Origin of the sequence: Haloarcula sp. 1CSR25-25, assembly GCF_032027985.1 — an archaeon.
GTDB lineage: Archaea > Halobacteriota > Halobacteria > Halobacteriales > Haloarculaceae > Haloarcula.
This window is the reverse complement of the sequence record NZ_JAHYBW010000002.1, coordinates 654,459-677,672: the sequence shown is the minus strand read 5'-3', so window position 1 is coordinate 677,672 and position 23,214 is coordinate 654,459. Positions and strand designations below refer to the sequence as shown.

General features: G+C 65.7%; 30 protein-coding genes. 18 read left to right on the top strand and 12 right to left on the bottom strand.

The window, feature by feature from the left end:
* Positions 1 to 74: 74 nt before the first annotated feature.
* Positions 75 to 1,319, bottom strand: coding sequence for a 2-isopropylmalate synthase (locus KZ498_RS08610; RefSeq protein ID WP_312618279.1), 1,245 nt, complete (start codon positions 1,317 to 1,319; stop codon positions 75 to 77).
* Between the two features lie 135 nt (positions 1,320 to 1,454).
* Between KZ498_RS08610 and KZ498_RS08605 the strand changes: the two genes are divergently transcribed.
* Positions 1,455 to 1,757: a DUF5779 family protein gene (locus tag KZ498_RS08605; protein ID WP_312618278.1), complete on the top strand. Its 303-nt coding sequence runs from the start codon at positions 1,455 to 1,457 to the stop codon at positions 1,755 to 1,757.
* A gap of 35 nt (positions 1,758 to 1,792) precedes the next feature.
* Here the strand turns inward: KZ498_RS08605 and KZ498_RS08600 are convergent, their stop codons facing one another.
* Together KZ498_RS08600 and KZ498_RS08595 are read right to left on the bottom strand one after the other, a co-directional pair.
* On the bottom strand, positions 1,793 to 2,071 hold the full coding sequence (locus KZ498_RS08600; protein ID WP_312618277.1) for a hypothetical protein: 279 nt from the start codon (positions 2,069 to 2,071) through the stop codon (positions 1,793 to 1,795).
* A 104-nt stretch (positions 2,072 to 2,175) separates the two neighbouring features.
* Entirely contained in the window at positions 2,176 to 2,862 is a 687-nt protein-coding gene (locus tag KZ498_RS08595) for a VOC family protein (RefSeq protein ID WP_312618517.1), read from the bottom strand.
* A 122-nt stretch (positions 2,863 to 2,984) separates the two neighbouring features.
* On the opposite strand from KZ498_RS08595, the gene KZ498_RS08590 reads away from it, so the two are divergent.
* Positions 2,985 to 3,665 carry a hypothetical protein gene (locus KZ498_RS08590; protein ID WP_312618276.1) on the top strand — a complete coding sequence of 227 codons (681 nt, stop codon included), beginning with the start codon at positions 2,985 to 2,987 and terminating at the stop codon, positions 3,663 to 3,665.
* Between the two features lie 47 nt (positions 3,666 to 3,712).
* On the top strand, positions 3,713 to 4,123 hold the full coding sequence (locus tag KZ498_RS08585; protein WP_312618275.1) for a hypothetical protein: 411 nt from the start codon (positions 3,713 to 3,715) through the stop codon (positions 4,121 to 4,123).
* Between the two features lie 22 nt (positions 4,124 to 4,145).
* On the opposite strand, the gene KZ498_RS08580 is transcribed toward KZ498_RS08585, so the two are convergent.
* The 3 genes from KZ498_RS08580 to KZ498_RS08570 form a co-directional block, all read right to left on the bottom strand.
* A complete protein-coding gene (locus KZ498_RS08580; RefSeq protein WP_137682350.1) occupies positions 4,146 to 4,355 on the bottom strand; it encodes a ribbon-helix-helix domain-containing protein in 210 nt (69 codons plus the stop codon).
* Positions 4,356 to 4,399: 44 nt separating this feature from the next.
* A complete protein-coding gene (locus KZ498_RS08575) occupies positions 4,400 to 4,570 on the bottom strand; it encodes a hypothetical protein (protein WP_004593282.1) in 171 nt (56 codons plus the stop codon).
* A 257-nt stretch (positions 4,571 to 4,827) separates the two neighbouring features.
* Positions 4,828 to 6,003, bottom strand: a complete 1,176-nt coding sequence (locus tag KZ498_RS08570) for a Xaa-Pro peptidase family protein (RefSeq protein WP_312618274.1) — start codon at positions 6,001 to 6,003, stop codon at positions 4,828 to 4,830.
* 186 nt (positions 6,004 to 6,189) lie between these two features.
* On the opposite strand from KZ498_RS08570, the gene crtD reads away from it, so the two are divergent.
* From crtD to KZ498_RS08535, 7 genes are all read left to right on the top strand, one after another.
* Positions 6,190 to 7,677: a carotenoid 3,4-desaturase gene (crtD, locus tag KZ498_RS08565; protein WP_312618273.1), complete on the top strand. Its 1,488-nt coding sequence runs from the start codon at positions 6,190 to 6,192 to the stop codon at positions 7,675 to 7,677.
* Between the two features lie 3 nt (positions 7,678 to 7,680).
* On the top strand, positions 7,681 to 8,565 hold the full coding sequence (locus KZ498_RS08560; RefSeq protein WP_312618272.1) for a prenyltransferase: 885 nt from the start codon (positions 7,681 to 7,683) through the stop codon (positions 8,563 to 8,565).
* The gene (gene cruF / locus KZ498_RS08555) at positions 8,558 to 9,439 is read left to right on the top strand and encodes a bisanhydrobacterioruberin hydratase (RefSeq protein WP_312618271.1); all 882 of its coding nucleotides are present in this window, start codon (positions 8,558 to 8,560) and stop codon (positions 9,437 to 9,439) included. Before KZ498_RS08560 ends, cruF begins: the two co-directional genes overlap by 8 nt.
* Before the next feature lie 80 nt (positions 9,440 to 9,519).
* Positions 9,520 to 10,356, top strand: coding sequence for an HTR-like protein (locus KZ498_RS08550; RefSeq protein WP_312618270.1), 837 nt, complete (start codon positions 9,520 to 9,522; stop codon positions 10,354 to 10,356).
* Between the two features lie 133 nt (positions 10,357 to 10,489).
* A complete protein-coding gene (locus KZ498_RS08545) occupies positions 10,490 to 11,383 on the top strand; it encodes a hypothetical protein (RefSeq protein ID WP_312618269.1) in 894 nt (297 codons plus the stop codon).
* The gene (locus KZ498_RS08540) at positions 11,376 to 12,083 is read left to right on the top strand and encodes a hypothetical protein (protein ID WP_312618268.1); all 708 of its coding nucleotides are present in this window, start codon (positions 11,376 to 11,378) and stop codon (positions 12,081 to 12,083) included. Before KZ498_RS08545 ends, KZ498_RS08540 begins: the two co-directional genes overlap by 8 nt.
* A 32-nt stretch (positions 12,084 to 12,115) precedes the next feature.
* Complete coding sequence (locus tag KZ498_RS08535; protein WP_312618267.1) at positions 12,116 to 12,439, top strand: transcription factor S; 324 nt, start codon at positions 12,116 to 12,118, stop codon at positions 12,437 to 12,439.
* Here KZ498_RS08535 and KZ498_RS08530 read toward each other — a convergent pair.
* Complete coding sequence (locus KZ498_RS08530; RefSeq protein WP_312618266.1) at positions 12,436 to 13,257, bottom strand: winged helix-turn-helix transcriptional regulator; 822 nt, start codon at positions 13,255 to 13,257, stop codon at positions 12,436 to 12,438. The genes KZ498_RS08535 and KZ498_RS08530 overlap by 4 nt on opposite strands.
* A gap of 308 nt (positions 13,258 to 13,565) precedes the next feature.
* On the opposite strand from KZ498_RS08530, the gene KZ498_RS08525 reads away from it, so the two are divergent.
* On the top strand, positions 13,566 to 14,393 hold the full coding sequence (locus tag KZ498_RS08525; protein ID WP_312618265.1) for a hypothetical protein: 828 nt from the start codon (positions 13,566 to 13,568) through the stop codon (positions 14,391 to 14,393).
* 73 nt (positions 14,394 to 14,466) lie between these two features.
* On the opposite strand, the gene KZ498_RS08520 is transcribed toward KZ498_RS08525, so the two are convergent.
* Complete coding sequence (locus tag KZ498_RS08520) at positions 14,467 to 14,739, bottom strand: hypothetical protein (RefSeq protein WP_312618264.1); 273 nt, start codon at positions 14,737 to 14,739, stop codon at positions 14,467 to 14,469.
* Between the two features lie 174 nt (positions 14,740 to 14,913).
* Between KZ498_RS08520 and KZ498_RS08515 the strand changes: the two genes are divergently transcribed.
* Positions 14,914 to 16,224 (top strand): phosphoribosylamine--glycine ligase, encoded by a 1,311-nt coding sequence (locus tag KZ498_RS08515; RefSeq protein WP_312618263.1) that lies wholly within the window; start codon positions 14,914 to 14,916, stop codon positions 16,222 to 16,224.
* A 14-nt stretch (positions 16,225 to 16,238) separates the two neighbouring features.
* On the top strand, positions 16,239 to 17,228 hold the full coding sequence (locus KZ498_RS08510) for a DMT family transporter (protein WP_312618262.1): 990 nt from the start codon (positions 16,239 to 16,241) through the stop codon (positions 17,226 to 17,228).
* A gap of 28 nt (positions 17,229 to 17,256) precedes the next feature.
* Here KZ498_RS08510 and KZ498_RS08505 read toward each other — a convergent pair whose 3' ends face one another.
* A complete protein-coding gene (locus KZ498_RS08505) occupies positions 17,257 to 17,418 on the bottom strand; it encodes a hypothetical protein (protein ID WP_312618261.1) in 162 nt (53 codons plus the stop codon).
* An 88-nt stretch (positions 17,419 to 17,506) separates the two neighbouring features.
* Positions 17,507 to 18,049: a hypothetical protein gene (locus KZ498_RS08500; protein WP_312618260.1), complete on the bottom strand. Its 543-nt coding sequence runs from the start codon at positions 18,047 to 18,049 to the stop codon at positions 17,507 to 17,509.
* A gap of 161 nt (positions 18,050 to 18,210) precedes the next feature.
* Between KZ498_RS08500 and KZ498_RS08495 the strand changes: the two genes are divergently transcribed.
* The 5 genes from KZ498_RS08495 to KZ498_RS08475 all read left to right on the top strand — a co-directional run bounded on the left by KZ498_RS08495 (position 18,211) and on the right by KZ498_RS08475 (position 20,972).
* Entirely contained in the window at positions 18,211 to 18,843 is a 633-nt protein-coding gene (locus KZ498_RS08495) for a hypothetical protein (protein WP_312618259.1), read from the top strand.
* A complete protein-coding gene (locus KZ498_RS08490; protein WP_312618258.1) occupies positions 18,843 to 18,971 on the top strand; it encodes a hypothetical protein in 129 nt (42 codons plus the stop codon). The genes KZ498_RS08495 and KZ498_RS08490 overlap by 1 nt, the downstream gene beginning before the upstream one ends.
* Before the next feature lie 60 nt (positions 18,972 to 19,031).
* The gene (locus tag KZ498_RS08485) at positions 19,032 to 19,523 is read left to right on the top strand and encodes a hypothetical protein (RefSeq protein ID WP_312618257.1); all 492 of its coding nucleotides are present in this window, start codon (positions 19,032 to 19,034) and stop codon (positions 19,521 to 19,523) included.
* 80 nt (positions 19,524 to 19,603) lie between these two features.
* On the top strand, positions 19,604 to 19,855 hold the full coding sequence (locus KZ498_RS08480; protein WP_312618256.1) for a hypothetical protein: 252 nt from the start codon (positions 19,604 to 19,606) through the stop codon (positions 19,853 to 19,855).
* A gap of 106 nt (positions 19,856 to 19,961) precedes the next feature.
* Positions 19,962 to 20,972 (top strand): DUF368 domain-containing protein, encoded by a 1,011-nt coding sequence (locus KZ498_RS08475; RefSeq protein ID WP_312618255.1) that lies wholly within the window; start codon positions 19,962 to 19,964, stop codon positions 20,970 to 20,972.
* A 6-nt stretch (positions 20,973 to 20,978) separates the two neighbouring features.
* On the opposite strand, the gene KZ498_RS08470 is transcribed toward KZ498_RS08475, so the two are convergent.
* Together KZ498_RS08470 and KZ498_RS08465 are read right to left on the bottom strand one after the other, a co-directional pair.
* Positions 20,979 to 22,082, bottom strand: a complete 1,104-nt coding sequence (locus tag KZ498_RS08470; protein WP_312618254.1) for an NADH:flavin oxidoreductase/NADH oxidase — start codon at positions 22,080 to 22,082, stop codon at positions 20,979 to 20,981.
* Positions 22,083 to 22,183: 101 nt separating this feature from the next.
* A complete protein-coding gene (locus KZ498_RS08465) occupies positions 22,184 to 23,149 on the bottom strand; it encodes a beta-ribofuranosylaminobenzene 5'-phosphate synthase family protein (RefSeq protein ID WP_312618253.1) in 966 nt (321 codons plus the stop codon).
* Between the last annotated feature and the right edge of the window lie 65 nt (positions 23,150 to 23,214).

The following is a 23,214-nucleotide window of genomic DNA, read 5'->3' as shown; positions in this document are numbered from 1 at the left end:
GGATGGCATCTCGAAACCGGGCGCTCACCGGTGGCTGCTCACTCGTAGTGACGGCCGGAAGCGAAGGCATGGGCCTACGCCCGGACCTCCTCGCTCTCCTCGGTCACGCCGACTTCCTCGGCGAACCGTTCAAGCACCGACATGGTGACCTGCTCCTCCGCGCCGTACTCCTTGACACGGCGGGTCACTTCCCGGACCTCTGCGTCGGTCGGGTCGTAGCCGGCGTCGACGAGCCGTTCCCGGACCGAATGAGCCCCGGTGTGCTTGCCGAGGACGAGTTCGCGGGTGGCCCCGACCATCTCGGGGGTCATGACGCCGGGCTCGAACGTGTCGGAGTTCTCGATGACGCCGGCGGCGTGGATACCGCTCTCGTGGGAGAAGGCGTTGCGCCCGACGACGGGCTTGTTCGCCGGCACCCCGATGTCGGACTTCTCCTCGACCATTCGGGAGAGCTCCGTGATGCGGGTGGTGTCGATACCGGTGTCGACATCGTACAGCGACTCGAGCGCCATCACGACCTCTTCGTAGGCCGCGTTGCCGGCGCGTTCGCCGATGCCGTTGACCGACACCTGCGCCTGGCTGGCTCCGGCCTCGAACCCGGAGATGGCGTTGGCCGACGCCAGCCCGAAGTCGTCGTGCGTGTGCACGTCGATGTAGGCGTCGGTGCAGCCGTCGACGATCTCGATGAGGTCGTAGAACCGCCGCGGCGTGGCGACCCCACACGTATCCGGAATGTTGATCCAGTCCGCCCCCGCCGCGGACGTGGCCTCGATGACTTCGACGAGGAAGTCCTCGTCGGTCCTCGTGGCGTCCATCGGCGAGAACATGCACTCGACGCCCGCGTCCTTTATCATCTCGACACAGTCGACTGCGGTGTCGAGTGCCTCCTGACGGGTCGCGTGCATGGAATCCTGCAACTGTACGTCCGACGTCGAGACGAAGGTGTGGACCATGTCCACACCCGAATCCAGGGCCGCCTCGATGTCTTTCTCGACCACACGCGCCAGTCCGCAGGTCGTCACTCGCGTGGACTCGGCGATGTCGCGCACTGCCTCGAACTCCGCGTCGGAGTTGACGGGGAACCCGGCCTCGATGACGTGGGTACCCATCTCGTCGAGCAGCGCGGCTATCTCGCGTTTGTCCTCGTAGTTGAACGACGTGCGTGGTGACTGCTCACCATCGCGCAGCGTGGTGTCGAAAATCCGTGCGTCTGTTATCTCAGACGTGGAATCCAGTGTGCCCTGGAAGAACTCGATCCGCCGGAGATTCCGACGTGCCCTCGTTGTTGGACATAAGCACCTGTATCTGGTCGCTTCCACTATTTATAACTGTCTATGAACCGGTGGTACGTGGCCACGCCACACGGCCGATGCCCCGGTATCGCGGCCACCGTGGCTGCCGCGCGTCAGACGGTTTGGGGAGGGTTTTTGCTCCATCCGCGCATGGTTGTCGCTATGAGCGATTTCGAGGGCCTGGACCTGCAGGCCGTGGAGGACCAGATGGACGAGGACCGGGACGGGGCGGGCAGCAACCGGGTCGTTCTGGGCGTCCTCGACGGGTCGGAACCGCCCGAGCAGTGGATAAACACCATCGATAGCGGCTCCGTGCTGGTCCTCAACGTCGAGGGCGATCTGAACGAACTCGCCGCCGGGTTCGCCCGCCCGGTCCGGGAGGCCGGCGGCGAACTGATGCACTTCCGTGGCTTCCTGGTCGTGACGCCACCGGGCGTCAGCATCGACTCCGAGCGGCTGGATTGAGCGGTTCGACGGGCGAACTCCGGCGACAGACCTGCTTACGGAGAGAGGAACCGCTGCAGCAGGCCGTGCCACACGCGGATACCGTGGTCCCACGCGTGCCAGTAGCTGTCCAGAAGCCGGGGTGGCCCCCTGTCAGCGTGGCTCGCGCGGGTGGTGACCTGGGCGTGGCAGTCCGGGCAGCGGTAGTGCGACCCGCCGTGACGCTCGACCACGTCCCAGTCGCCGTCGTACCTGCTCTGGTGTCCGCAGTCCGGACAGAACAGCGTCGCCTTCGGCGGAACATCGCGCTCGGTCCGGGTGTCGGTCGGGGACATCCTCAGGTGGAACGTGGTCGCCGACACGAAAAGACCCTGCCTATGAGGGGTCTATACGGCTACTAGGATGGGGGCAGTCATTATATCCGCTCCCGGGGCGGCCGTCAGGCCGACACCAGCGTCAGGTAGTGGCCGTCCGGGTCCCTGATTCGGACGCCCTCTTCGACCGACGTGACCGCGAGCGCGTCGTCGGCGACTTCCCGGGCCGTCGATTTCGGGTCCTCGGCGACGACGCCAAAGTCGACGTGGACGCCGCCGCGGGCGTCGGCGATACCGAGCCGTGGTGACCACAGTTCCAGGTCGAACTCGCCGGTCGACAGTCTGACCCGACCTTCGTCGCGGCTGTCGTCGACCACCTCGAAACCCAGCGTGGTGTAGAACGCCACAGCCGAGGACAGGTCCTCGACTTCGAGGACGAGCTCGAACAGTCCGGTGAGGCCGTCGCCGTCGACCGCCCGCTCGCCCAGTTCCACACAGTTGCCCTGCGGGTCATAGAAGTACAGCGAACGTGCGTCGCCGAAGGTGTGTTCGACCAGGTCGAAGCGCTCCTCCAGTCGGTCGTACCAGTCGTCGTACTCCCGCTCGGGAATCGTCAGCGCGTAGTGGGTGTGGAGCCCGCCCCGGGGGACTGGGCCCGGCGCGCGGAGTCGGATCTCGGTGTCACCGGCCGCGAGCACGGCCTCGTCGGAAGTCTCCGAGAGCACGTCGAGTTCCAGGAAGGCCTCGTAGAACGCCGTCGCACGGTCCGGATACTTCACCTCTAGCGTGAGCCAGGCGGGCGATGAGAGCATACCGGCGCTTCGACCGCCACCGACAAAGCCGCTGTGGACGCCGTCGTCGCCGGCGAAACAACCCCAGAACGCGCGGGCCCCGTTCGCGACCATTTATTCGCCTCAGGCCCGTACGGAGAGGTATGCCAATCAAAGGTCAGGGCGAAGCGACGGAGTGGCTGGAGACGAACCGCTGGGAGCGCGGGGTGAGCTACATTCCGTATCCCGACGAGATGATGGCCCGGGCGAGTCACGTCCTCGAGACGGACGCCGGTGTGTTCGTCGTCGACCCGATAGACGTCGACGGCATCGACGACCTCTTCGCCGAGTTCGGGGAGGTGGCCGGCGTCGTCATCCTGCTGGGCCGGCACAAACGCGACAGCGCCGCCGTCGCGAACCGACACGGCGTACCGGTGTACATCCCCGAGTGGATGTCGGGTGTCGAGGACGACATCGACGCGCCGGTCGAACGCATCCACCGGCAACTGCCGGGGACGGACTACGGCGTCCACAAGCTGATCGAGAACCCGTTCTGGCAGGAGGCCGCGCTGTACGGCGACGAGGACGACACGCTGGTCGTCCCCGAGGCAGTCGGAGCGGCGGACTACTTCCTCGCCGGCGACGAGCGACTCGGCGTCCATCCGATGTTGCGCCTGTTCCCGCCGAAGAAGCTCTCCCGACTTGACCCCGAGCGGGTGCTGGTCGGGCACGGGGAGGGCGTGATGGAAGACGCGACCGAGGCCATCGCGTACGCGCTTCGCGGGTCGCGCGGCCGGACGCCGGGGCTGTATGCGAAGAACCTCAAGTCGCTCGTGCTGGGCTGAACCGACGCAAACGACGCCGTTTTACCCGGCCCGTGCGAAAGAGTATCGTGGTCTATGTCACACGCGGACTGGTCGAGACGCTGTTACGGCTCGCCAGCGAGGCCGAACCTGACGACGTGACGATTTCGCTGGCCGTCACGCCGGCCGGGGAGCTCCCGGATGCGGACCTGCCGGACGAGACGCCGGTGTTCACCGACTTCTATCTCCCCTCGGCCGGAGCCTCGGTCCGGGCGGTGTTCGGCGTCGACCTGGGCACGCCGGCCGGCCAGACGCAGGGCCGGTTCGTCTCCCATCCCGACGGGTACATGGGTGTCAGCAAGACCGACGACCTGCACGAGGTGATTTTCGTCGCCATTCCCCCGTGGGACATCGACGCCTTCGGGGCCTTCGACAGAGCCGGTCAGGCACAGGAAGTCACAGTGCTCGACGTCGAACCGCCCGAGAAGTATCCGCAGTAGCGTTCAGAGCGCTCCGAGAGGCTTACTCCAGGTAGCCCAGGTCACGCAACTGGTCGGTGATATCCTGGAACTCCGCTTCGGTCAGCTCCCCTTCCCGCTGGTGCTGGACGACGATGCTCCGGAGCAGGAACCGAACGAGGTCCGAAGTGCTAGAAAAGCTCGTTCCTTCGATGGTCTCTTCGACACGCTCGGCGAGGTCTTTCGGAATCGACACCGTGGTGTAGTCGGACATGTCGGCAGGGAGGCGTGCCGGCGGGATATGCGTTGTGTCCCAGTTCAGCGCGGGTCCGTGGCCTCGGTGTCGAACTGGCCCATCGTGGCGTGATTGGTCGGCGAGAACATCTTCGGCGCGCGGCGGGACCGGGACTGACCGTCCGCGTCATCGAAGGGCAGCGTGGTTGTCGGGTACGAGTCGTCGTTTCGAGGGGTCGTGATTCGTGTTGTCATCCTGGGGGTCGTGTCGGCCGGCGTCTGTGGTTTGTGGGCAGTGCAGTGGGGGAGGTGTGTGCGGGGCGTACAATGGATACAAGCATTGAGTATCACCACCTTTCGCCCCATCCATAATAAATGTTCATGATGGAGTTGCGGAATATACTGTCAAAAGGTAACAAACGTCACGAACGAACGGTGTGTGGGCCCGGACCGGAGACGCCAGAACGGCCTGTTCGTCCTAAGGGGGACACAAAGGCTCTGAAACGACTGGCTCAGACGACTAGCTGGACCTCGTACTCGGTCAGGTTCTCGTAGCCGTCGGGGGTGACGACCGCGATGTCCTCGATGCGGACGCCGCCGACCTCGGGGTCGTAGAGGCCGGGTTCGATGGTGACGATGTGACCTGGCTCGAGCTCGCCGCCGTTCGGCGATAGCCTGGGGAGTTCGTGGACGTCCAGCCCGACGCCGTGGCCCGTACTGTGGATGAATCCCGTCTCCGTCCGCTCGTCGTCGCGCAGCGTCGGCTCGCCAGCGTCCTCGTAGACGTCACAGACGGCGTCGTGGACGTCCGCGCCGGTCGCACCGGGTTCCAGCGCGTCGAATGCGGCCGCCATCGCGCGCTCGGTCAGGTCGTACCACTCGCGGACCGTGTCGCTGGGCTCGCCTTTCAGGAACGTCCGGGTCATGTCGGCGTGGTACTTCGTGGCCTTGTCCTGCGGGAAGATATCGACGATAATCGGTTCGTGAGCGACGAGCGGCCCGCTCCCGCGGTCGTGGGGGTCCGCGGCGTCCGCGCCACAGGCGACGATTGTCTCGTCCAGAGAACAGCCGTGGCGGAGCAGCGTCACCTCTATCTCCTCTTTCACCCGCTCGCTCGTCAGCGTCTCCCCGTCGACTTCGAGGGTGTCGTCGGCAGCAATCACCGACGCTTCGAGCAGTGATTCGGCCGCCTGCATCGCTGCCTCGTTGGCCCGCTGTGCCGTCCGAATATAGTCGACTTCGGTCTCGGTCTTCGTGGCCCGGATCTCCGTGACGATTCCGTCGGTGTCGGCAGTCACGTCGACGCCGCGTGCGCGCAGGCCGTCCGCGGTTCGGAGCGGGAACCGCGGCGGCACGGCCACGCTCTCCACGTCGTAGGCCGCGAGGAAATCCGCGAGGACGTGCGAGACTGCCTCGTCGGGGCCGTACTCCTCGACTTTCTCCTGGTGGTCGAAGTCGACGTACCGCTCGACGGTGTCGGCCCGCGACTCGCGCTTGGCTCGGCCGAACTCCAGACTCCGCGGGAAGAGGAGATGCGTGTCGCCGTCGTACAGCGTGACGAACGGGTCCGGGGCGTCGAAGCCGGAGAGGTAGTACTGGTCAGACACCTCGGAATCCGCATCGAGGAGGTAGCCGTCGACGCCGGCGTCGTCGAGATACGCGTCCAGTGCCGAGAGGTCGGGTTCCATACGTCCCAGTCTGGCCCCCATCCCCATATACGTCTCCCACTGGGTCTCTGTGCCCCGAAAGTCCGACCGGTCGCGTGTCCCGGCGGCTTACACGGTACCGACGACCCCCAGACACGTGGCCACGAGTACCACACCGATGCAGTTTGGCCGCCCATTTATTGACGCTCCAGCCCCTCTGTACAAGTAATGAGTGACTTGTCCGGTGAAGACGTAACTGTCGTCGGCGGCGGCATCGGCGGCCTCTCCGCAGCGTGCTACCTGGCGGACGCAGGGGCCGACGTCTCGCTACTGGAGAAAAACGAACAGCTCGGTGGCCGCGCCTCCCGGCTGGAAGTCGACGGGTTCCGGTTCGACATGGGGCCGTCGTGGTACCTGATGCCCGACGTGTTCGAGCGGTTCTTCGCGTACTTCGGCAAGGAGCCCCGGGACTACTACGACCTCCAGCGGCTTGACCCACACTACCGCATCTTCTTCAAAGACGGCGACCAGATCGACGTGACCGGCAACAACAGCGAGATGCGCGAGAAGTTCGAGGAGTACGAGCCCGGCGCGGGCGAGGCCTTCGAGGAGTACCTGTCGACCAGCGAACGCCACTACGAGACGGCCATGAACAAGTTCGTCTACGAGGACCGCTCGAAGCTTCGGGACTGGGTCGACCTCGACGTAATGACCGCCGCCCCGGTCGGGCTCCAGCTCATCGGCTCGATGCAGGGTCACGTCGAGGACTACTTCGAGCACCCGAAGCTCCAGCAGATCATGCAGTACACGCTCGTCTTCCTCGGCGGCTCGCCCCGGACGACGCCGGCGCTCTATAACATGATGAGCCACGTCGACTTCAACCTCGGCGTCTACTACCCCGACGGCGGCGTCGGCGCGGTCGTCGACGGCCTGGTCGAACTCGGCGAGGAACTCGGCGTCACCTACGAGACCGACGCCGAGGTTGCCGAGATCGCCCGCCGCAAGCAGGGCTTCCTCGTCGAGACGGTCCACGGCGATACGACTCACCCCGACGAAGTGGTCGTCAACGCCGACTACGCCCACGCCGAGCGGGAGCTCCTCCCCGACCACGAGCGCCAGTACGACGACGACTACTGGGACGAAAAAACGTACGCACCGTCGGCGTTTCTCATGTACATGGGCGTCGAGGGCGACGTGGAGCCCCTGGAACACCACACGCTCGTCCTGCCGACGGACTGGGACCCGCACTTCGACGACATCTTCGAGGACCCCGCGTGGCCCGACGACCCTGCCTATTACCTCTGTGTGCCCTCGAAGACCGACGACAGCGTCGCCCCCGACGGCCACTCGAACCTGTTCGTCCTGGTCCCTATCGCGCCGGGGCTGCACGACGAGGACGAGATCCGCGAGGAGTACCGCGAGAAGATTCTGGCCGACATCGCCGACAACACCGGCGTCGACCTGCGCGACCGCATCGTCTACGAGAAGCAGTTCGCCGTCTCCGACTTCGGCGAGCGGTACAACGCCACCGAGGGGACCGCCCTCGGTCTGGCCCACACCCTCCGCCAGACGGCCCTGTTGCGACCCAACAACCGCTCGTCGGCCGTCGACGGCCTCTACTTCACGGGGTCGTTCACGACGCCCGGCATCGGCGTGCCGATGTGTCTCATCAGCGGCGAACACACCGCGAAGGCGCTCATCGAGGACACCGCCTGAGTAATGCCCGAACTCCCGACCGACCGCATCACCGCCGTCATCCCGCCGGAGGAGACGCTGGTGGGCTACCTGCTGCGGCTCTCCCGGCCGCGGTTCTGGCTCTACCTCGGTGGCCCGGTCATCGTCGGCGTCAGCTACGCGGCCGACGGCCCGGGAGAGCTGTTCTCGCTGTTAGCTATCGCCCTGTTCCTGTACTTCTCGCTCCCCGCGAACGTGTTCCTCTACGGCGTCAACGACATCTTCGACGCCGACGTCGACGAGCACAACCCGAAGAAAGACGAGGGCCGAGAGGTGAGCTACCGCGGGGACAGGGCCGTCACCGCCGTCGTCGTCGCCAGCGGCGCGCTCGCGTTGCTGTTCGTCCTCGGGCTTCCGATGCTCGGTGTCGTGGCCCTGCTCGCCTGGATTGCGCTCTCAGTGGAGTACTCGGCCCCGCCGTTGCGGTTCAAGACGACGCCGTTCCTGGACTCTATCTCGAACGGGCTGTACATCCTGCCGGGCGTCATCGGCTACGCCGCAATCGAAGGGGTGGCCCCGCCGGCGACGGCGGTGGCCGGCGCGTGGCTCTGGGCGATGGGGATGCACACCTTCTCGGCGATTCCCGACATCGAACCCGACCGAGAGGCCGGCATCCAGACGACGGCGACGTTCCTGGGCGAGTCGAACACCTACTACTACTGCGTGATGTGCTGGCTCACGGCCGCGTTCGTGTTCACGTTCACCCACTGGGTGTTCGGCCTGATACTGCTCGTCTACCCCGGCCTCGTCTTCGGTATTCTCGGCATCGGCGTCGACATCGACGAGGCGTACTGGTGGTATCCAGCGATAAACACCGTCGTCGGCATGGTGTTTACGCTCATCGCCCTGTGGGTGATGCTGTATGGCTAGTGGCAAAGGGCGGACGGTAGCGGGGGTTCAGCTGCCGGAGACGAGGGCCGACGCAACCGCGCAGCTCGACCAGTTCGTCACCGAGAACCGCTTTACCATCGCTGTCGTGTTCCCGCTCGTCGGCGCAGTGACCCTGCTGGCCAGCGCCGAGGGACTGTTGCCCGACCCGCTCGCGTTCAACCCCTACTTCGTCCTGTTCGGGACGTTCGTCATGCGGCTCCCGCTGGTCGCTGGCGTGTTCCCGCTCGTGGACCGCCGGGCCGGGCTGGCGCTGGTCGCGCTGACGCTGTACTCCTACGGCATCGAACTCGTCGGCGTCAGGACCGGCTGGCCGTACGGGGAGTTCACCTACGGGGTCGACCTCGGCCCGATGCTGCTGGGCGAGGTGCCGCTCGGGCTCCCGGTGTTTTTCTTCCCGCTGGTCCTGAACGCCTACCTGCTCGTCCTGCTGTTGCTCGGTCACAGAGCGGCGTCGACCGCGATTCGGCTGCTGGCGACGCTGGCGACGGTCATGCTCGTCGACCTCGTGCTCGACCCCGGCGCCGTGGCCATCGGCTTCTGGACCTACGCGGTGCCCCAGTTCTACGGCGTCCCGTGGCAGAACTACGCCGGCTGGCTCCTGTCGGGGTCGGTCGCCGTCCTGCTGTTCGACCTCGGGTTCGACCGCGCGGGGCTCCGCCGGCGGCTCCGGGACTGCCCGTTCATGCTCGATGACCTGGTGAGTTTCGTCCTGCTTTGGGGCGGTATCAACCTCTTTTACGCGAACTGGGTGCCGGTCGGTCTCGCCGCGCTGCTGGGAGCGGGCCTCCTCTGGACGGACCGCTTCGACTTCGACCTCTCGGAGACCCGGGTCGGCCGTGCCGTCTGGCGGTGACAGTCTGCAGGCTCGCTGTCGCGCTGCCGACGACGCTGCGACAGCCAAGCGTTTAAGCGACCGCGTAGGTAGGAGGACGTATGGAGCGAATCCCGTTCGGAATCCGCCAGCTCGACTCCATCATCAACGGTGGGGCACCCGCCGGGAGCGTCGTCTTGCTCTCCGGCGAGGCCGGCGCTGGCTCCCGGGAGTTCATGCACACAAGCGCGCTCATCAACGGACTCGAGCAGGTGGACGGGGAGCTACACGACCTCTACTACGGCGACCGCTCGGCCGACGCCGTCGCGCCGGAGGAAGTTCACTACATCTCCTTTACCGCAAGCGAGTCGCAACTGGTCAGCGAGATGCGACTGGCGATGGACGACGAGGTGGTCGACAAAGGGAGCCAGGCCGTCGAGTTCCACGACCTCTCGGAGCGGTACTTCCACATCAGCCCGGTACCGCGGGACTGGTACGCCGACGAAACCGCGTCGATAACCGACCTCCGGGCGCGTCACGAGCGGGAGGACTTGCTCGGCACGCTCGGGATGGTCCTGAACGAGGTGGCGGCGAACAACCTCGTCATCATCGACTCGCTGTCGGACCTCGCCAGCGCGATGGGCGAGGAGATCGACTGGTCGGACATCAGTTCGATCGTCCAGGGACTCCAGAAGGCAGCCCACCGCTGGGGTGGCCTCCTCCTGGTACATGTCAACCCCGAGACGCTGTCGTCGGTGCAACACGGCCAGCTCGTCGACGCCTCCCACGGCACGATGGAGTTCGCGTGGGAGTCCGGCGGTTCCACCCGGGCCCGAACCCTCGTCGTCCAGCAGTTCCGCGGGGTCCTCTCACAGATCGAGGACGAGGACATCGTCCAGTTCGAGACGGAGCTGGGCGAGGCCGGCTTCGACATCAGCGACGTGCGCAAGATTCGATAGCGATAGCGTGCAGTACGGGGCCCCGTAACTGTCGGTAAAAGACAACGAGCGGGGCGCTGACTGTTCGCGCTCGCTCTCGGTATCTGAAATCGGCGGTAAACCCTTATCAGTCTCGTTCCTCAAGGGTGTCGTAATGTCCTCCGAGTCGACCGATGACGGAGGGGTGCGCGTCGAGCTATCCGCGGATCTAGACGAGTGGCTGACCGAGCGGGCCGAGACGCTCGGCGTTCCTCGCGAAGCCGTCATGGAGCAACTGCTGGCCGCGTACGTGGCGGCGGCCGATTCGGACGATGACGTGGGCAAACTCCTCCAGCCATCGGCGGACGAACTGGATGCCGTCGTCGCCGCGACCGTCGACGAGAAACTGGCGGGTGCAGTCGAACCGGCGACCGAGAGCGCCGTCAGTGCCCACGTCCCCGACATCGTCGACACGGTGGAACGCCAGCTCGCCGAACGGTTCGACACGCTCGAAGCGGACTTTCAGACGAAACTCGAAGACGTCCGCGAGCGCGTCGTGCAGGTCAAACGGGAGGCCGACGCGAAAGCGCCAGCCGACCACAGCCACGAGGAGTTCGACCGAATCGACACACTCGCAGGCGAGCTCGACGGCCTGGAGACGGAACTCGAAGCGCTTCGGGACGACGTGGCCGGTTCGCTCGACACACAGGAGGGGCGACTCGACGATACTGATGACCGCCTCGACGACATCGACGGCCGGCTCGACGACGTCGAAGACAAACTCACCCGCGTCGCCTGGGTTGTCAGCGACCTCCGGGAGGACCGGGGCGGCCGGGACCGGAACCGGAAGGCGGTCGACCGGCTGAAACGCGCCGCGGCACAGGAGAACATCTCGACGGCACGGTGTTCGAACTGTGACGAACAGGTCGAGATCGGACTGTTGACCGAACCGCAGTGTCCACACTGCAACACGACGGTGTCGGACGTGCGGCCCGAGGGCGGCATCATCCGCACGAAGGCGCGGCTCGTGGCCGCAGCACAGCTTGAACCGGGCGAGACCGATGAGTGACGACGAGCGCGACCCCTTCGAGGAGCTCGACGCGGGCACCGACCGCGATGGCGACCCGTTCGAGCGCCTCGGTTCGGGGCCCGACGACGCGGACTCGACAGGGACCGAGACGGGGCCTGATGGGCCACGGCCGTCGGAGGAGAGTGGGTCCGAGGACGACACGGGCAGTGTGACAGACACGCACCGCCCACCCGACGATGGCTGGCCGGGCGGCGAATCGAGCGACCCACAGGCCGAGGACGCGTCCGAGGCGGAGCCCGCTGCACCCGGTGGTGACGACCCCCTCTCGGCTGTCGACACGGAGGCGTTCCGTTCCGAGACGTCGCCCGGCTCGGACGGTCCCGTTTCGGGGTCGTCACCCGACCCGGACGACCCCTTTTCGGGGATGGACGACCGCGGCGGGGACCCCTTCGGGAGCGGCGAGAGCGCGTTCGAGCGGGTCGATGTCGCCCACATCGACGCCGACAGGGTGTGGGCGGAGCTCGCCGAGGACGACGACGGCGAGACCACGTCCGAGAGCCGCTACGCGGAGGTGTCGAAACACCGCTACTGCGAGCAGTGTGAGTTCTTCTCCGAACCGCCGAACGCACACTGCACGAACGAGGGGACCGAGATCATGGAGTTCCTGGACATGGAGACGGTCCGGCTCCTGGACTGTCCGGTCGTCGCCGAGCAACACGAGATCGAGGACGAGCAGTAACGGCTTTTTGCCTCGGTGTCCGACGGACGTGTATGCAGTTTTGCGACGACTGTGGCTCGATGATGCACGCCGACGGTGACGAGATGGTCTGTCAGTCCTGTGGCGCGCGGGTCGCGAAAGACGAGGACCGCGCTGCCGAGTTCGTCAGCACGGCCGAACAGAGCGGCGACGAACTGATAGAGACCGAGGAGGGCTCGAACTTCGAGGGCAAGCCGACGGCCGACGACGTGACCTGTGAGGAATGCGGGCACGGGAAAGCGTGGTACACGATCAAACAGACCGGGTCGGCCGACGAACCGCCGACGCGGTTCTTCAAGTGCCAGGACTGTGGCCACCGATGGCGGGAGTACAACTAGAGCAACGAATCCAGAATTCGGAGCTCTTCCTCTTCGGATATCTTGTCTGAGTCCATACACGCGTGGACGACCTTGTGGACGAGTTCGGGGTCCTGGAACGGCTGTGGCGTGTCGCCGCCGTCAGTGACGGTCTCGACCTGCCCTTCGAGTTCGGCCAGTTTGTCCGAGAGGTCCTCGACAGTCGACTGGAACGTAGTCAGGGTGGTGTTCACCTCGCCGGCCGCCCCCGGTGGCACCGGCAGTGAGTGGTCGCGGTCGTCGGACGCTCCGTCATCGGCTTCGGATACTCCGTCGTCGGCCTCGGACACTCCGTCGTCGGCTTCAGACGCGGTTTCGGCTCCGTCGGACACCCCTGTGGAGTCGGTCGGTTCGGCGTCGGACGCCTGGGGTTCAGCTTCGTTCTGGGCCGTCGCCGACTCGGGCGCCTCGTCGACGAAGACGGCGTTTGCGAACGCTTCGCGGTCCGCCCAGTCGAACCCGTCGATCCCGTTGACCCGGTTGCTCACTGTCGAGGCAGTCACGCCGAGTTTCTCAGCGAGGTCCCGCTGGGACGCGGTGGGATGTTGCCGGATCGCCTGGAGCGTCTCACGTTCTGCCGACGAGAGGTCTTCGGGGGCCGGATGCGACTGTGACGCCGTCGGTGAGTCGCTCGGTGACGTGTCGGATTCGTCTGTCCCGTCGGTCTCGGCCGGGTCGCCGTGTTCTTCGAGCACCCGTTCGACGAGGTCCACTGTCGCGCTCGGCACTTCGGCAGCAAGCTCTTCGATTGACGCCTCGGGGTTCTCAGCCGCTACGTCGAGTATTTGCTTGTGACGCATCGATTTAGGGGCCGTTCGGCCCTTTGTAGATTTGATCATAGCTATCACCACGCAGGGAAGATACCGCCACCCGATCTCCCTAACTTGATATACATTTGACTGAAACCACCTGAATTGTCAAAAGCTTTTGGTTACTCACAAACATTATTAAAATATAGTTTAACCGGATACCAGCTGACTGAGCAACAGCGCAGACTGAGTCAGAGCGCGGGGAGTGCGGTCCAATGGAGGGCGGCCTGTAGGCGGTCGGTCAAAACGGGACGAGACCCTTCTGAAAGCATTTATCTGGGCCAGGAGAAATCGGGGGCATGTACCGCCGTCGAGTACTGGCGCTCTGTGGACTGGCCGTCGCCGGCGCAGGATGTCAGAGCGATACGGGCAACACCGAGACAGTGACACCAGTCCCGTCGCCGGCCGGCAGCGAAACTGACACCGGACCGCCGCCAACCGTGACGGTTACAGACGCTGCAGTGGTCCCCGGCGTTGTGATTCCTGACGTTGATTCCATCAGCGTCGAACCGGCTGATGGCCAGTACCTCGTGCTCACAACGACTGTCGAGGGGCCGGGGATAGACCGCACCGCGTTCTCGCTCCGGTTCGACGGGGCGGCGTACAGCCCCGAGACGTTCAGAAACGGCCTGTATCGCGACGGCCAGTGGGGTCGGCAGTTCACCGAGGCCGGTGGGCCGCTGGTCTTCGAACTCCCAGAAACCGGGTCAGCCAGCAGCGCCCGACTTTCCTGGCCCGACGGCGAGTGGACGCCGCCGGAGGCAGTTCGGGCCGGTCTCGAAGCACCACTTCCCTCGTTCGATATCACGCTCGACGGTCCGGAGCGCGTCGCCGAACCCGCCGGGCCGACACTTGAGATCACCGTCACGAACACGGGCGATGTCGCCGGTCGATACGTCATCGCACTCAACCGGACCGGTCCGCGCGTCGCCTACGCGCCCGTCGGCCGGTTCGACGGGGAACTGGCGCCGGGGGAAACAGAGCGAATCTCACACCGGGCCAAGAGCCCCTACGTCGACGGGACGGAGCCGCGTGAAGTCGTGTATCGACTGCGGGCCCCGGACGACCACAACGACGCGACACACCGAATCAAGCCGACCGACGAGGAGACCGCGACCGAGTCGTAACCACCCGTCGCGCGGGAAAACCGCCCCGTACTCAGAACCACCCAGGCACGCCCTGGTTCGGGTGGCTTCCTCCTCAGACGCCTTCGAGGTCGGACCGGTACTCGTTGATCCGGTCGTCGGCGTCTCCGATGGTGTCGGCTACGTCTTCGGCGTCGCCGCTACTGAGGTCGTTGAGCGCCGACTGGATCCGCGCGAGTCGGCCGTGGTCCGGGCCGCGGTCGGCAGTCGCGAGGGTGTCGAGCTGACCGGCGAGTTCGGCGAGGCGGTCGCTCGCATCGTCGCTGTCGGTGTCTCCGGCTGCCGATTCGAGCAGTTCGCTCGCGGACGCGAGTTCGTCGCGTGTCATACAGGGAGGTTCACAGATGGGAACTAAAACGGTTCGGCTTGGGGGCGGAGTGTATCGAACAGGCCCGCGGCCGTCCAGCAGGCAGGCGGGGTCGATTTACCGCCATCGCGACGGCAACGACCAGCAGCTGGCTGGACGGGCAACGTTTACCCCGCGCCCGCTCGCAGGCGTGGCATGGCAAACTTCCTGTTCTGTTCACTGGACGTAGCACTCATCACCGACCTGGCGTGGCAAGTCCACCGCGAGGGCCACGACGTGAAATACTACATCGAAGCCGAGAGTGACACGGAAATCGGCGATGGCTTCGTGCCCAAAACCGACGATTGGCGCGCGGAAGTGGACTGGGCCGACGTCGTCGTCTTCGACGACATCTGGGTTGGCTCGGATATCGGGACAGGCAAACTCGCTCAGGAACTCCGAGAGCAAGGCAACGCTGTCGTCGGTGGAACGCCCAACACCGATCGCCTCGAAGAAGATCGCGGCTACGCGATGGAGATTCTCGAAGAGCACGGTGTCAACACCGTCGAACATCACATCTTCAACGACTTCGACGCGGGAATCCAGCACGTCCGAGAGAACCCTGCCCCGTACGTCATCAAGCCACTTGGGGAAGTCCAGAACGTGAAACGACTGCTGTACGTCGGGAATGAGGACGATGGCAGCGACGTTGTAGAGGTGCTTCGCGCCTACAAGAAGGCGTGGGGACACCGGATGAAGGGATTCCAACTACAGCGGAAAGTCGAAGGTGTGGAGGTTGCCATCTGCGGGTTCTTCAACGGCAACGAGTTCATTGAGCAGGTCAATTTCAACTTTGAGCATAAGAAGTTATTCCCGGGAAACATCGGCCCTCAGACCGGCGAAATGGGAACATCAATGTTCTGGGCCAGGCAGAACAAATTGTTCAAAGAGACTCTCGGAAAACTCGAAGACTGGCTCGCCGAAGAGGGCTACGTCGGGAGCATCGACATCAACTGCATCGTGAACGAGACCGGTATCTACCCATTGGAGTTTACGCCCCGGTTCGGGTATCCGACAATTGCGTTGCAGGAAGAGTCCATTGAGTCGTCTACCGGTGAGTTTTTCTACGACCTCGCACACGGCAACGACCCCGAACTAGAGGTGCACAACGGGTACCAGATTGGTGTTCGAATTGTCCTGCCGCCGTTCCCGTTTGATGACAAGAAGACGTACGATGAGAACTCTCGAAACGCAGCTGTGGTGTTCCAGAGGGAAAGCCGAGACGGAATCCACTTAGAAGACACGAAGAAGATTGATGGCCAGTGGCGCGCCGCCGGCGAGAGCGGGATGCCGCTGGTCGTCACAGGCAAGGGCGAGACGATGCAAGCGGCGCGTGGACAGGCCTACGACCGCGTCGACGATATCCTCATTCCGAACCTCTATTACCGGGACGACATCGGGGAGCGCTGGATCGACGGCGACGGGGACCGACTGCAGGCGTGGGGCTATCTCGGACCGCAGGCGTAGGTCGGATGTTGCCGGTGGTGACCGCAACGGCGGCGTGTCGGTCCGCGACGGCACCACGCACTGACAGCGAGTTCCGAACGGTCAAACCGCGGGAGCGTGACTACCCGGTAAAGGTGTCGGATTTTCTCGTCGGAGTCGGATTCGCGGTCCTCGCGGCTGTCGGCCTCGCGGTCCAGAGCCTCGCTGTTCGGCTCGGGACCAGGACCCACTCGATTTCGTCAGTCATCGGGGTCATGTTCGCGGTCAATCTCCTCGTTTTGCTTCCCGTGGCGGGTATCAGCGCGTATCCTGACTACAACATCACGCCAGTGTCTCTCGGGGCCTTTGCCGTCTCTGGCATACTGGGCTCGCTGCTGGCGCGGTACTGTTATTTCGTCGGTATTGCCCGCCTCGGGGCGAGCCGTACCGAACCGCTGAAAGCCTTGCTGCCGCTGTTTGCCGTCGGCGCTGCCGTCGTCGTCCTCGACGAGCAGGTAACGGTGACGCTGCTTGCCGGCGTCGTCCTCCTCATCGCCGGCGGCGTCGCGGTGACCCTCGAATCGCGGGACAGCCCGGCGACCCCGACCGGACGACAGCTGTGGGTGTCCCTGGCGTTTCCACTCACCGCGGCGCTGCTTCTCGGTATTGACCCGATATTCACAAAACTGGGGTTCGCAGAGGGGACATCTGCGCTGGTAGGCGTCACCATCCGCGTGGCCGCGGCGGCCGCGGGGTTCGGGCTGTATCTCCTCTGGCAGGCAGTGCGTGGCACCCGACAGGACGCACTCAGCGTGAACCGCTGGCTCATCGTCGCAAGCGTCGCCAACACCGTGTACCTGCTGGCGTATTTCGCCGCGCTGGCACGGACTCCTGTCAGCGTCGTCACGCCCGTCCTGGGTACCAGCACTCTGTTCGTCGTCGGTGGCGCGGCGATGTTCCTGCAGGACGATGAGCACGTGACGGCACGGCTGATTGGAGCGACAGTCCTCGTCGTCGCCGGCGTCGTGTTCGTCGTACAGGGCTGACGCTGCCGCCTATCGCCGGCCGCTTCGGTCATAGGATGTACGGGAGCGCGAGCACTCCCCCACCGAGGGAAATCACGACGTTGATGACGATGACAGCCGCCACCGCGGCCGGGAGGCTGACGGGACCGACAAACAGCATCAGCCCCAGCACGACGGCAAGCAGGAAGGAGAACAGCAGTCCCACCGTCAACAGCGTTGCGAGCCCTCGACGCGTAGCGGTGTTTCGGCGAACGCACTTATACGCGTATCCCACGGCCCTGGCTCGGGGAAAGTACCAGTCAGGTGCCCGCACCGCACTGAACGAGCAGCGTTTCCTGGGACCCCGGCTCCGGAGTCGTCGGCTCGGTGCTCGACTCGTACCGGTACACTGGCCCGGGGGAGACGAAGTAGTTGGCAACGTACTCGCGGTCGGTCGGCTCGCCGTCCTCGGGACTGTAGCTGACGCGGATGCCGCCTGACGCGAGGTACCCGTCACCCGTCTCGTCGGACGTGAAGCCGTCGAGGTTGTCGACGTTCAGACTCGTCACGTTCGCAGCCGACTGCAGCACCCGGTTCCAGGCGAAGGCGGTCTCGAAATCGTCCAGATACTCCAGGATGGACTGGTCTGACAGCGGTTCCGGTTTCTGCGGGTAGTTCCGCCCCTCGATGTTGGTCCCCGACGCGACCGGGGGCCGTGTGACGTCGGCGGGGTCACAGGCGGGTTGGTCCACCGGTTCAGTTGTCGTCGCTCCGGTGCCCGGGTCGCCCTCGTTCAGGGTCGAACAGCCCGCAGAAAGCGCACCAGCCACGACACCCAGTACAGTCCGCCGCGCCAGTGACATACCGGCGATAGTGACCGGCGGATGCTATTTTTTGTGGTTCGGTACCAGTCCACGTGTTAAACACTCAAATCTCACGTCGGGTCCGCGCCGTCGGCGACGAGATATAGGGCTGATTCGCCTCTCCATACTGATTATAAACCCGCGAACTGTCAGTGTGTATTATGTTCCGTCGCGACATAATCCGTGCGGGCGTCGCGGCCGGTGCCGCGACCATAGCCGGCTGTGCAGGCGGGTCCACAGGACCGGCGTTCGAGGAAGGGTTCGAGGACGGCCTCGGTGACTGGGAGAGCGGCGCGGCCATCGGTCCGGAGGTCGAACTCTCGGAGTTCGAGTGGGAGTTCGGCGTCTCAGCCTCCGAAGCAGCCTCCGGCGACCACTCGCTCCGTATCTGGAACGAGGGTGATTACGACGACGGCGTGACGTGGGGCGTCCACCCCGTCTCTATCGAGTCCGGACAGGCCTACGAAATAACAGTCAGTGCCCAGTTCTGGAGCGAATCGGAGTCGTTCAACACGCTCCGGGACGCGGTGATGCGGCTCGGACCGGAGCCGCCGGACGTCGAGGAGGACTTCCCACACCCCGGCGTGAACACCACTGAACTCGGACAGACGCCCTACGGCGGACTCCGGGAACCGCTGTGGCTCGCCGACGGCTGGCGGGAGTACACCTTCGAGTGGACCACGCCCGAACTCTCGACGGAGACGCTCTACATCGCGCTGGGGACGAGCGTCATCTGGGAAGGGGACGCGACCCACTTCGTCGACGACATCAGGGTCGACGTCGAGACGCAGTGATGTCAGCTACCGGCAGTGCGTCAACCGCTGGTCGTCGCCAGACGGCGAGGCGTCAGGAGGTCGCCCTGCTGGCGCTCGCCCCGCTCGGACAGGTCGTCGTCGCTGCAGGGCTCGTGTTCGTCCGATAAGCGCCCGACGGGTACAGCGACACACCGTATCTATTTGGCTCTGCCAGAACCTGTCGACGTATGCCAAGCGGACTCAACCGACGGAGACAGTCCCAGTTATCGCTGGTGCCCGGGACGGTCGCTCTCGGCCTCGGACTCGTCGCTCATCTGATCGACCAGTTCCTGTTTGTGCGTGCCGGACCGGTTCCGATACTCCTGACAGCGCCGGCGGTCGCGACACTGCTGTATCTCCACGTGCGAGCGGCGACGTACCAGCGGATTGCCGCCCTCGCAGTCTGGGGGTTTGTCAGTTCCGGAGCCGCGATGGTCGGAGTGTATCTCGGAGTGGTCAACTACTATCTCCCCCGGTCGTTGACGAGCGCGGAGATGGTCGTCTACGACCTCGGACTGTTCCTCTGGTTCGTGGCGTCACTGTCAGCGATGTACGGGATAGCGGCACGTGCAGAGGGCCGACCGACCCGCGCGAAGGCAGTGATTCTCTCGGCCCCGTTCGTTCAGGTCGCCTGGGTCGCACTTGTCCGAATCGTGGTGGAAACCGGTCTGTACGCGTGATTTCGCCCGCGGAATTTGTGGGTATCGGCATGCGCCGAGCGTGGACCTTTATGTGTGTAACACGTACCCACGGATGACGAATGGACGCACAAATTGACCGGTCGCCGCTACACGTTTCACACACCGACCACGATGACGGCTGGACGGTCGCCGTCGACCTCAACGCCCTACAGGTCAGCGACGACCATGTGACAGTCGACGTCATCGGAACCGAGGCAATCGTTGCCGTCGACGCCCCGCACCTCCAGACGGAGTTCGACATCGACCTGCCGGCCGCCGGCGCAGTCCGGACACTCAGGAACGGCGTGCTCACGCTATCACACCGGCGCTAGCGCGTTCGCTGGCCACTCGTTTTGCCGCAGTCTCGCAGTCGTAGCAGCTGTGGGACACGACGCGACTTCACAAGGGATTTGAGCGTGATGCTGGAACCGTTCAGTGATGACTACCCCTCCCAGCCGGGACCCGAGCGACCTACCAACGATACGGGGCTCGGTGCCGCCGCTTCGTGCGTGGATTCGAACGTTTCTCATCGGCCTCTGTATGGGCAGTGCGGACGGCGTCCCCGGCGTCTCCGGGGGGACAATCGCGCTCATCGCCGGCGTCTACGAGCGGCTCATCGCCGCCATCACCGCCGTGACACCGGGCCGGATAGTACGCTTCTTTCGCGCGCTCGCCCCCGTAGACGGCGGTGTCGACCTTCGCGGGGCGTTCTCGGAACTGATAGAACTGGACATCTGGTTCCTCATCGCGCTGGTCGCCGGCGTCGGGACCGCCGTCGTCATCGTGACGCGAATCGTCCACGTCGCCAGCCAGGAGACACCGGCGCTGCTGTTCGGGTTCTTCTTCGGACTCATCGCCGCCTCGGCGGTGGTGTTACTGCGCAGTCTCACGGTCGAGTCGCCGTTCCAGATCGGGGCCGGCGTCGTCGGCTTCCTGGTCGCGTTCTACGTGTCCGGCGTGTCGACGTCTGCCGCTGACGGCAGCGGTCTCGCACTCGTCTTCTTCGCCGGCATGATCGGTGTGAGTGCGATGATTCTGCCCGGCATCTCGGGGTCGCTGTTGCTCATCATCCTCGGTCAGTACACCCGCATGTCGACGGCACTCAGCGAGTTCGTCGACGCCCTCATCGCCCTTGTCACCGGCGGGCCAGCCGAAGACGTGACCACGGCCGCCGTGCCGGTCGTGACGTTCATCCTCGGCGGGCTGGTCGGCCTGTTCACAATCGCACGGGTCGTCCGCCGTGCGCTGGACTACAACCGACGGGCGACGCTGGCCTTCCTCGTTGCGCTCGTCGTCGGCGCGCTCCGCGCTCCCGTCGTGGAGGTCCGGGGGACGGTTGGCTTCTCGACGGACGTTCTCGTCGCGTTCGTCGCCGCCGCCGCCGTCGGCGCGGCCGTCCTGCTCGCGCTCGACTGGTACGCCGTCGACCTCGACCTGGATAAGATCTAAACGCGTTCAGAAGCCCCAGGCGCGGCGGTACTGCGGCGGCCCCTCGGTTTCGTCGGTCGCGTCGAGTTCTTTCGCGGCGGTCATCGTAAAGTACGGGTCCCGGAGGTGTTCACGGCCGACGATTGCCATGTCGGCCCGGTCGTTGGCGACCACGGCCTCGGCCTGTTCGGGCGTCGTGATGCCGCCGACAGCGCCGACGGCGATGTCCGACTCGGTCTCCTCGCGGATGCGCTCGGCGTACCGGAGCTGGTAGTTCGGGCCGGCGTAGTCGGGGCGGGACTCGGGGTGGATGCCGCCGCCGCTCACGTCGATGAGGTCCGCACCGACGTCGGCCAGTCGGTCGGCCAGTCGCACGGAGTCGTCGACGGTCCAGGACTCGCGGTCGGGGAGCCAGTCCGTTGCCGAGACCCGCACGAACACCGGTTTGTCGTCGGGCCAGACCTCGCGGACGGCGGCGGTAACCTCCCGGGGCAGCCGTGTGCGCCCCTCGAAATCGCCGCCGTAGTCGTCCTCGCGGTGATTCGTGACCGGCGAGAGGAACTCATGGAGGAGGTAGCCGTGGGCGGCGTGGACCTCGGCGACTTCGAAGCCAGCGTCGAGCGCGCGCTCGGCGGCAGCGCGGAACGAGTCGATGACGCCCTCGATGCCGTCCTGGTCGAGCCCCGCTGTCGGCGGTGCGTCGCCGTCCTCGTAGGGCCATGGGTCGCCGGTCGGCCCGACGGCTTCCCACCCGCCATCCTCTGGCTGGAGCGGGCCGTGGCCCTCCCACGGCCGCGAGGTGGCGGCTTTCCGGCCGGCGTGGGCCAGCTGGATACCCGGCACGCTGCCCTGTTCGCTGACGAACTCCGTAATCGGTTCCAGCGCCGCCGCGTGCTCGTCGCTCCATATCCCGAGGTCCTCCGGGGAGATGCGGCCGCGGGCCTCGACGGCGGTCGCCTCGCTCATGACCAGTCCCGCGCCGCCGACGGCCCGGGAGCCCAGATGGGTGCGGTGCCAGTCGGTCGCCAGCCCGTCGCGGGCCTCACAGGAGTACTGGCACATGGGGGAGACCATGACGCGGTTCGGGACGGTCGTCTCGCGGAGTTCCAGCGGTGAGAACAGTGCAGTCATCGGCGAGGGTTCGCCGCCGAGACGGATAACCGCACTGGCGGCTGCAAGAGTCGTGGTCAGCGCCGGCGGTTCGCACCGATAGGCCCCACGGTTCCGACTCCCTATTCAGTCAGCGAGGCACCGGTGTTCCGGGGCGCGACGACGTGGACCGTCCCCTCGACGCCGGCGGCCTCGAGCGCCAGCACGCCGGCCTCGCGGGCCGCCGGCTCGTACTCCGCCGTCGTCAGCCCCCAGACGGTCGGCCCCCAGGAGCTCTGGCCGGCCCCGGAGATGACCGGGACGCTCGACAGCGAGTCGACGAGCGCGCCGGCCGGCGGACGGTAGACGCCGCCCTGTTCGTCGGCGTACCACGCGCCGTTCAGCCGGCCCAGCCGCGCCGCCGCCTGGCCGAACTCGTTGTGGTCTCTGGTCGCTATCGCGGGGAGGACCCGCCGGGTCAGTAGCGTCGATATCTCGTCGGCGATGCCGGGGTCGGCGCGCTCGACGGCCCCTCGCATGCTCTGGTCCTCCGCGCTGCCGCTCTGGCCGGGGTCGGTGTCCGGAACGACCACGACGAAGCGCCAGTCCGCCGGGACGTCGTGGTGGGCCAGCACCGGCGGCACCTCCCAGTCGCCCTCCGCCGGCGGCTCGGCGGTGAACCGCTCCGTCGGGTGCCCGCCGTCGACGACGAAACCGCCCGCCTCGAACGCCGCGACGCCGACGCCGCTCCGGCCGCCCCGTCCCAGTTGCGGGGCGTACGTCCGTGCGTCAGCGGTCCGGTCGTAGGCCCGAACGACGGCGATGAGCGTCGCAAGCGAGAGCTGGGTGCCGCTCCCGAGGCCGACGTGTCGCGGGAACCGCTCCTCGACGGAGACGGCCGCACCGGGGACGTCGAGCGCGTCGACGACCCGCCGGACGTACGGTTCGGTCGCTGCGTCGTCACACTTGACCGTGGCGGCCCGCGTCGCCTCGACGGTCAGCCGCGGCTCGTCGAGCGCGAGCCCGACGCCTCCATAGAGGCGCTCGTGGGCGAGCGAGAGGTTCTGAAACCCGAAGTGGAGTCGCGCGGCAGTCGTGACCGTCGGCATACGGCGGCGGAGGTCTCCGACGGAAAAGAAGCTACTGTCACCGGTCGGTTTCGCCGCGCTCCCGT

What these genes read in the sequence shown, in the direction of transcription:
- KZ498_RS08605 (WP_312618278.1), top strand. Translation starts at nt 1,455, where the DNA reads ATGAGCGATTTCGAGGGCCTGGACCTGCAGGCCGTGGAGGACCAGATG.
- KZ498_RS08600 (WP_312618277.1), bottom strand. Translation starts at nt 2,071, where the DNA reads ATGTCCCCGACCGACACCCGGACCGAGCGCGATGTTCCGCCGAAGGCG.
- KZ498_RS08595 (WP_312618517.1), bottom strand. Translation starts at nt 2,862, where the DNA reads ATGCTCTCATCGCCCGCCTGGCTCACGCTAGAGGTGAAGTATCCGGAC.
- KZ498_RS08590 (WP_312618276.1), top strand. Translation starts at nt 2,985, where the DNA reads ATGCCAATCAAAGGTCAGGGCGAAGCGACGGAGTGGCTGGAGACGAAC.
- KZ498_RS08580 (WP_137682350.1), bottom strand. Translation starts at nt 4,355, where the DNA reads ATGTCCGACTACACCACGGTGTCGATTCCGAAAGACCTCGCCGAGCGT.
- KZ498_RS08575 (WP_004593282.1), bottom strand. Translation starts at nt 4,570, where the DNA reads ATGACAACACGAATCACGACCCCTCGAAACGACGACTCGTACCCGACA.
- KZ498_RS08570 (WP_312618274.1), bottom strand. Translation starts at nt 6,003, where the DNA reads ATGGAACCCGACCTCTCGGCACTGGACGCGTATCTCGACGACGCCGGC.
- crtD (WP_312618273.1), top strand. Translation starts at nt 6,190, where the DNA reads ATGAGTGACTTGTCCGGTGAAGACGTAACTGTCGTCGGCGGCGGCATC.
- KZ498_RS08560 (WP_312618272.1), top strand. Translation starts at nt 7,681, where the DNA reads ATGCCCGAACTCCCGACCGACCGCATCACCGCCGTCATCCCGCCGGAG.
- cruF (WP_312618271.1), top strand. Translation starts at nt 8,558, where the DNA reads ATGGCTAGTGGCAAAGGGCGGACGGTAGCGGGGGTTCAGCTGCCGGAG.
- KZ498_RS08550 (WP_312618270.1), top strand. Translation starts at nt 9,520, where the DNA reads ATGGAGCGAATCCCGTTCGGAATCCGCCAGCTCGACTCCATCATCAAC.
- KZ498_RS08545 (WP_312618269.1), top strand. Translation starts at nt 10,490, where the DNA reads ATGTCCTCCGAGTCGACCGATGACGGAGGGGTGCGCGTCGAGCTATCC.
- KZ498_RS08540 (WP_312618268.1), top strand. Translation starts at nt 11,376, where the DNA reads ATGAGTGACGACGAGCGCGACCCCTTCGAGGAGCTCGACGCGGGCACC.
- KZ498_RS08535 (WP_312618267.1), top strand. Translation starts at nt 12,116, where the DNA reads ATGCAGTTTTGCGACGACTGTGGCTCGATGATGCACGCCGACGGTGAC.
- KZ498_RS08530 (WP_312618266.1), bottom strand. Translation starts at nt 13,257, where the DNA reads ATGCGTCACAAGCAAATACTCGACGTAGCGGCTGAGAACCCCGAGGCG.
- KZ498_RS08525 (WP_312618265.1), top strand. Translation starts at nt 13,566, where the DNA reads ATGTACCGCCGTCGAGTACTGGCGCTCTGTGGACTGGCCGTCGCCGGC.
- KZ498_RS08520 (WP_312618264.1), bottom strand. Translation starts at nt 14,739, where the DNA reads ATGACACGCGACGAACTCGCGTCCGCGAGCGAACTGCTCGAATCGGCA.
- KZ498_RS08515 (WP_312618263.1), top strand. Translation starts at nt 14,914, where the DNA reads ATGGCAAACTTCCTGTTCTGTTCACTGGACGTAGCACTCATCACCGAC.
- KZ498_RS08500 (WP_312618260.1), bottom strand. Translation starts at nt 18,049, where the DNA reads ATGTCACTGGCGCGGCGGACTGTACTGGGTGTCGTGGCTGGTGCGCTT.
- KZ498_RS08495 (WP_312618259.1), top strand. Translation starts at nt 18,211, where the DNA reads ATGTTCCGTCGCGACATAATCCGTGCGGGCGTCGCGGCCGGTGCCGCG.
- KZ498_RS08490 (WP_312618258.1), top strand. Translation starts at nt 18,843, where the DNA reads ATGTCAGCTACCGGCAGTGCGTCAACCGCTGGTCGTCGCCAGACGGCG.
- KZ498_RS08485 (WP_312618257.1), top strand. Translation starts at nt 19,032, where the DNA reads ATGCCAAGCGGACTCAACCGACGGAGACAGTCCCAGTTATCGCTGGTG.
- KZ498_RS08480 (WP_312618256.1), top strand. Translation starts at nt 19,604, where the DNA reads ATGGACGCACAAATTGACCGGTCGCCGCTACACGTTTCACACACCGAC.
- KZ498_RS08475 (WP_312618255.1), top strand. Translation starts at nt 19,962, where the DNA reads ATGACTACCCCTCCCAGCCGGGACCCGAGCGACCTACCAACGATACGG.
- KZ498_RS08470 (WP_312618254.1), bottom strand. Translation starts at nt 22,082, where the DNA reads ATGACTGCACTGTTCTCACCGCTGGAACTCCGCGAGACGACCGTCCCG.
- KZ498_RS08465 (WP_312618253.1), bottom strand. Translation starts at nt 23,149, where the DNA reads ATGCCGACGGTCACGACTGCCGCGCGACTCCACTTCGGGTTTCAGAAC.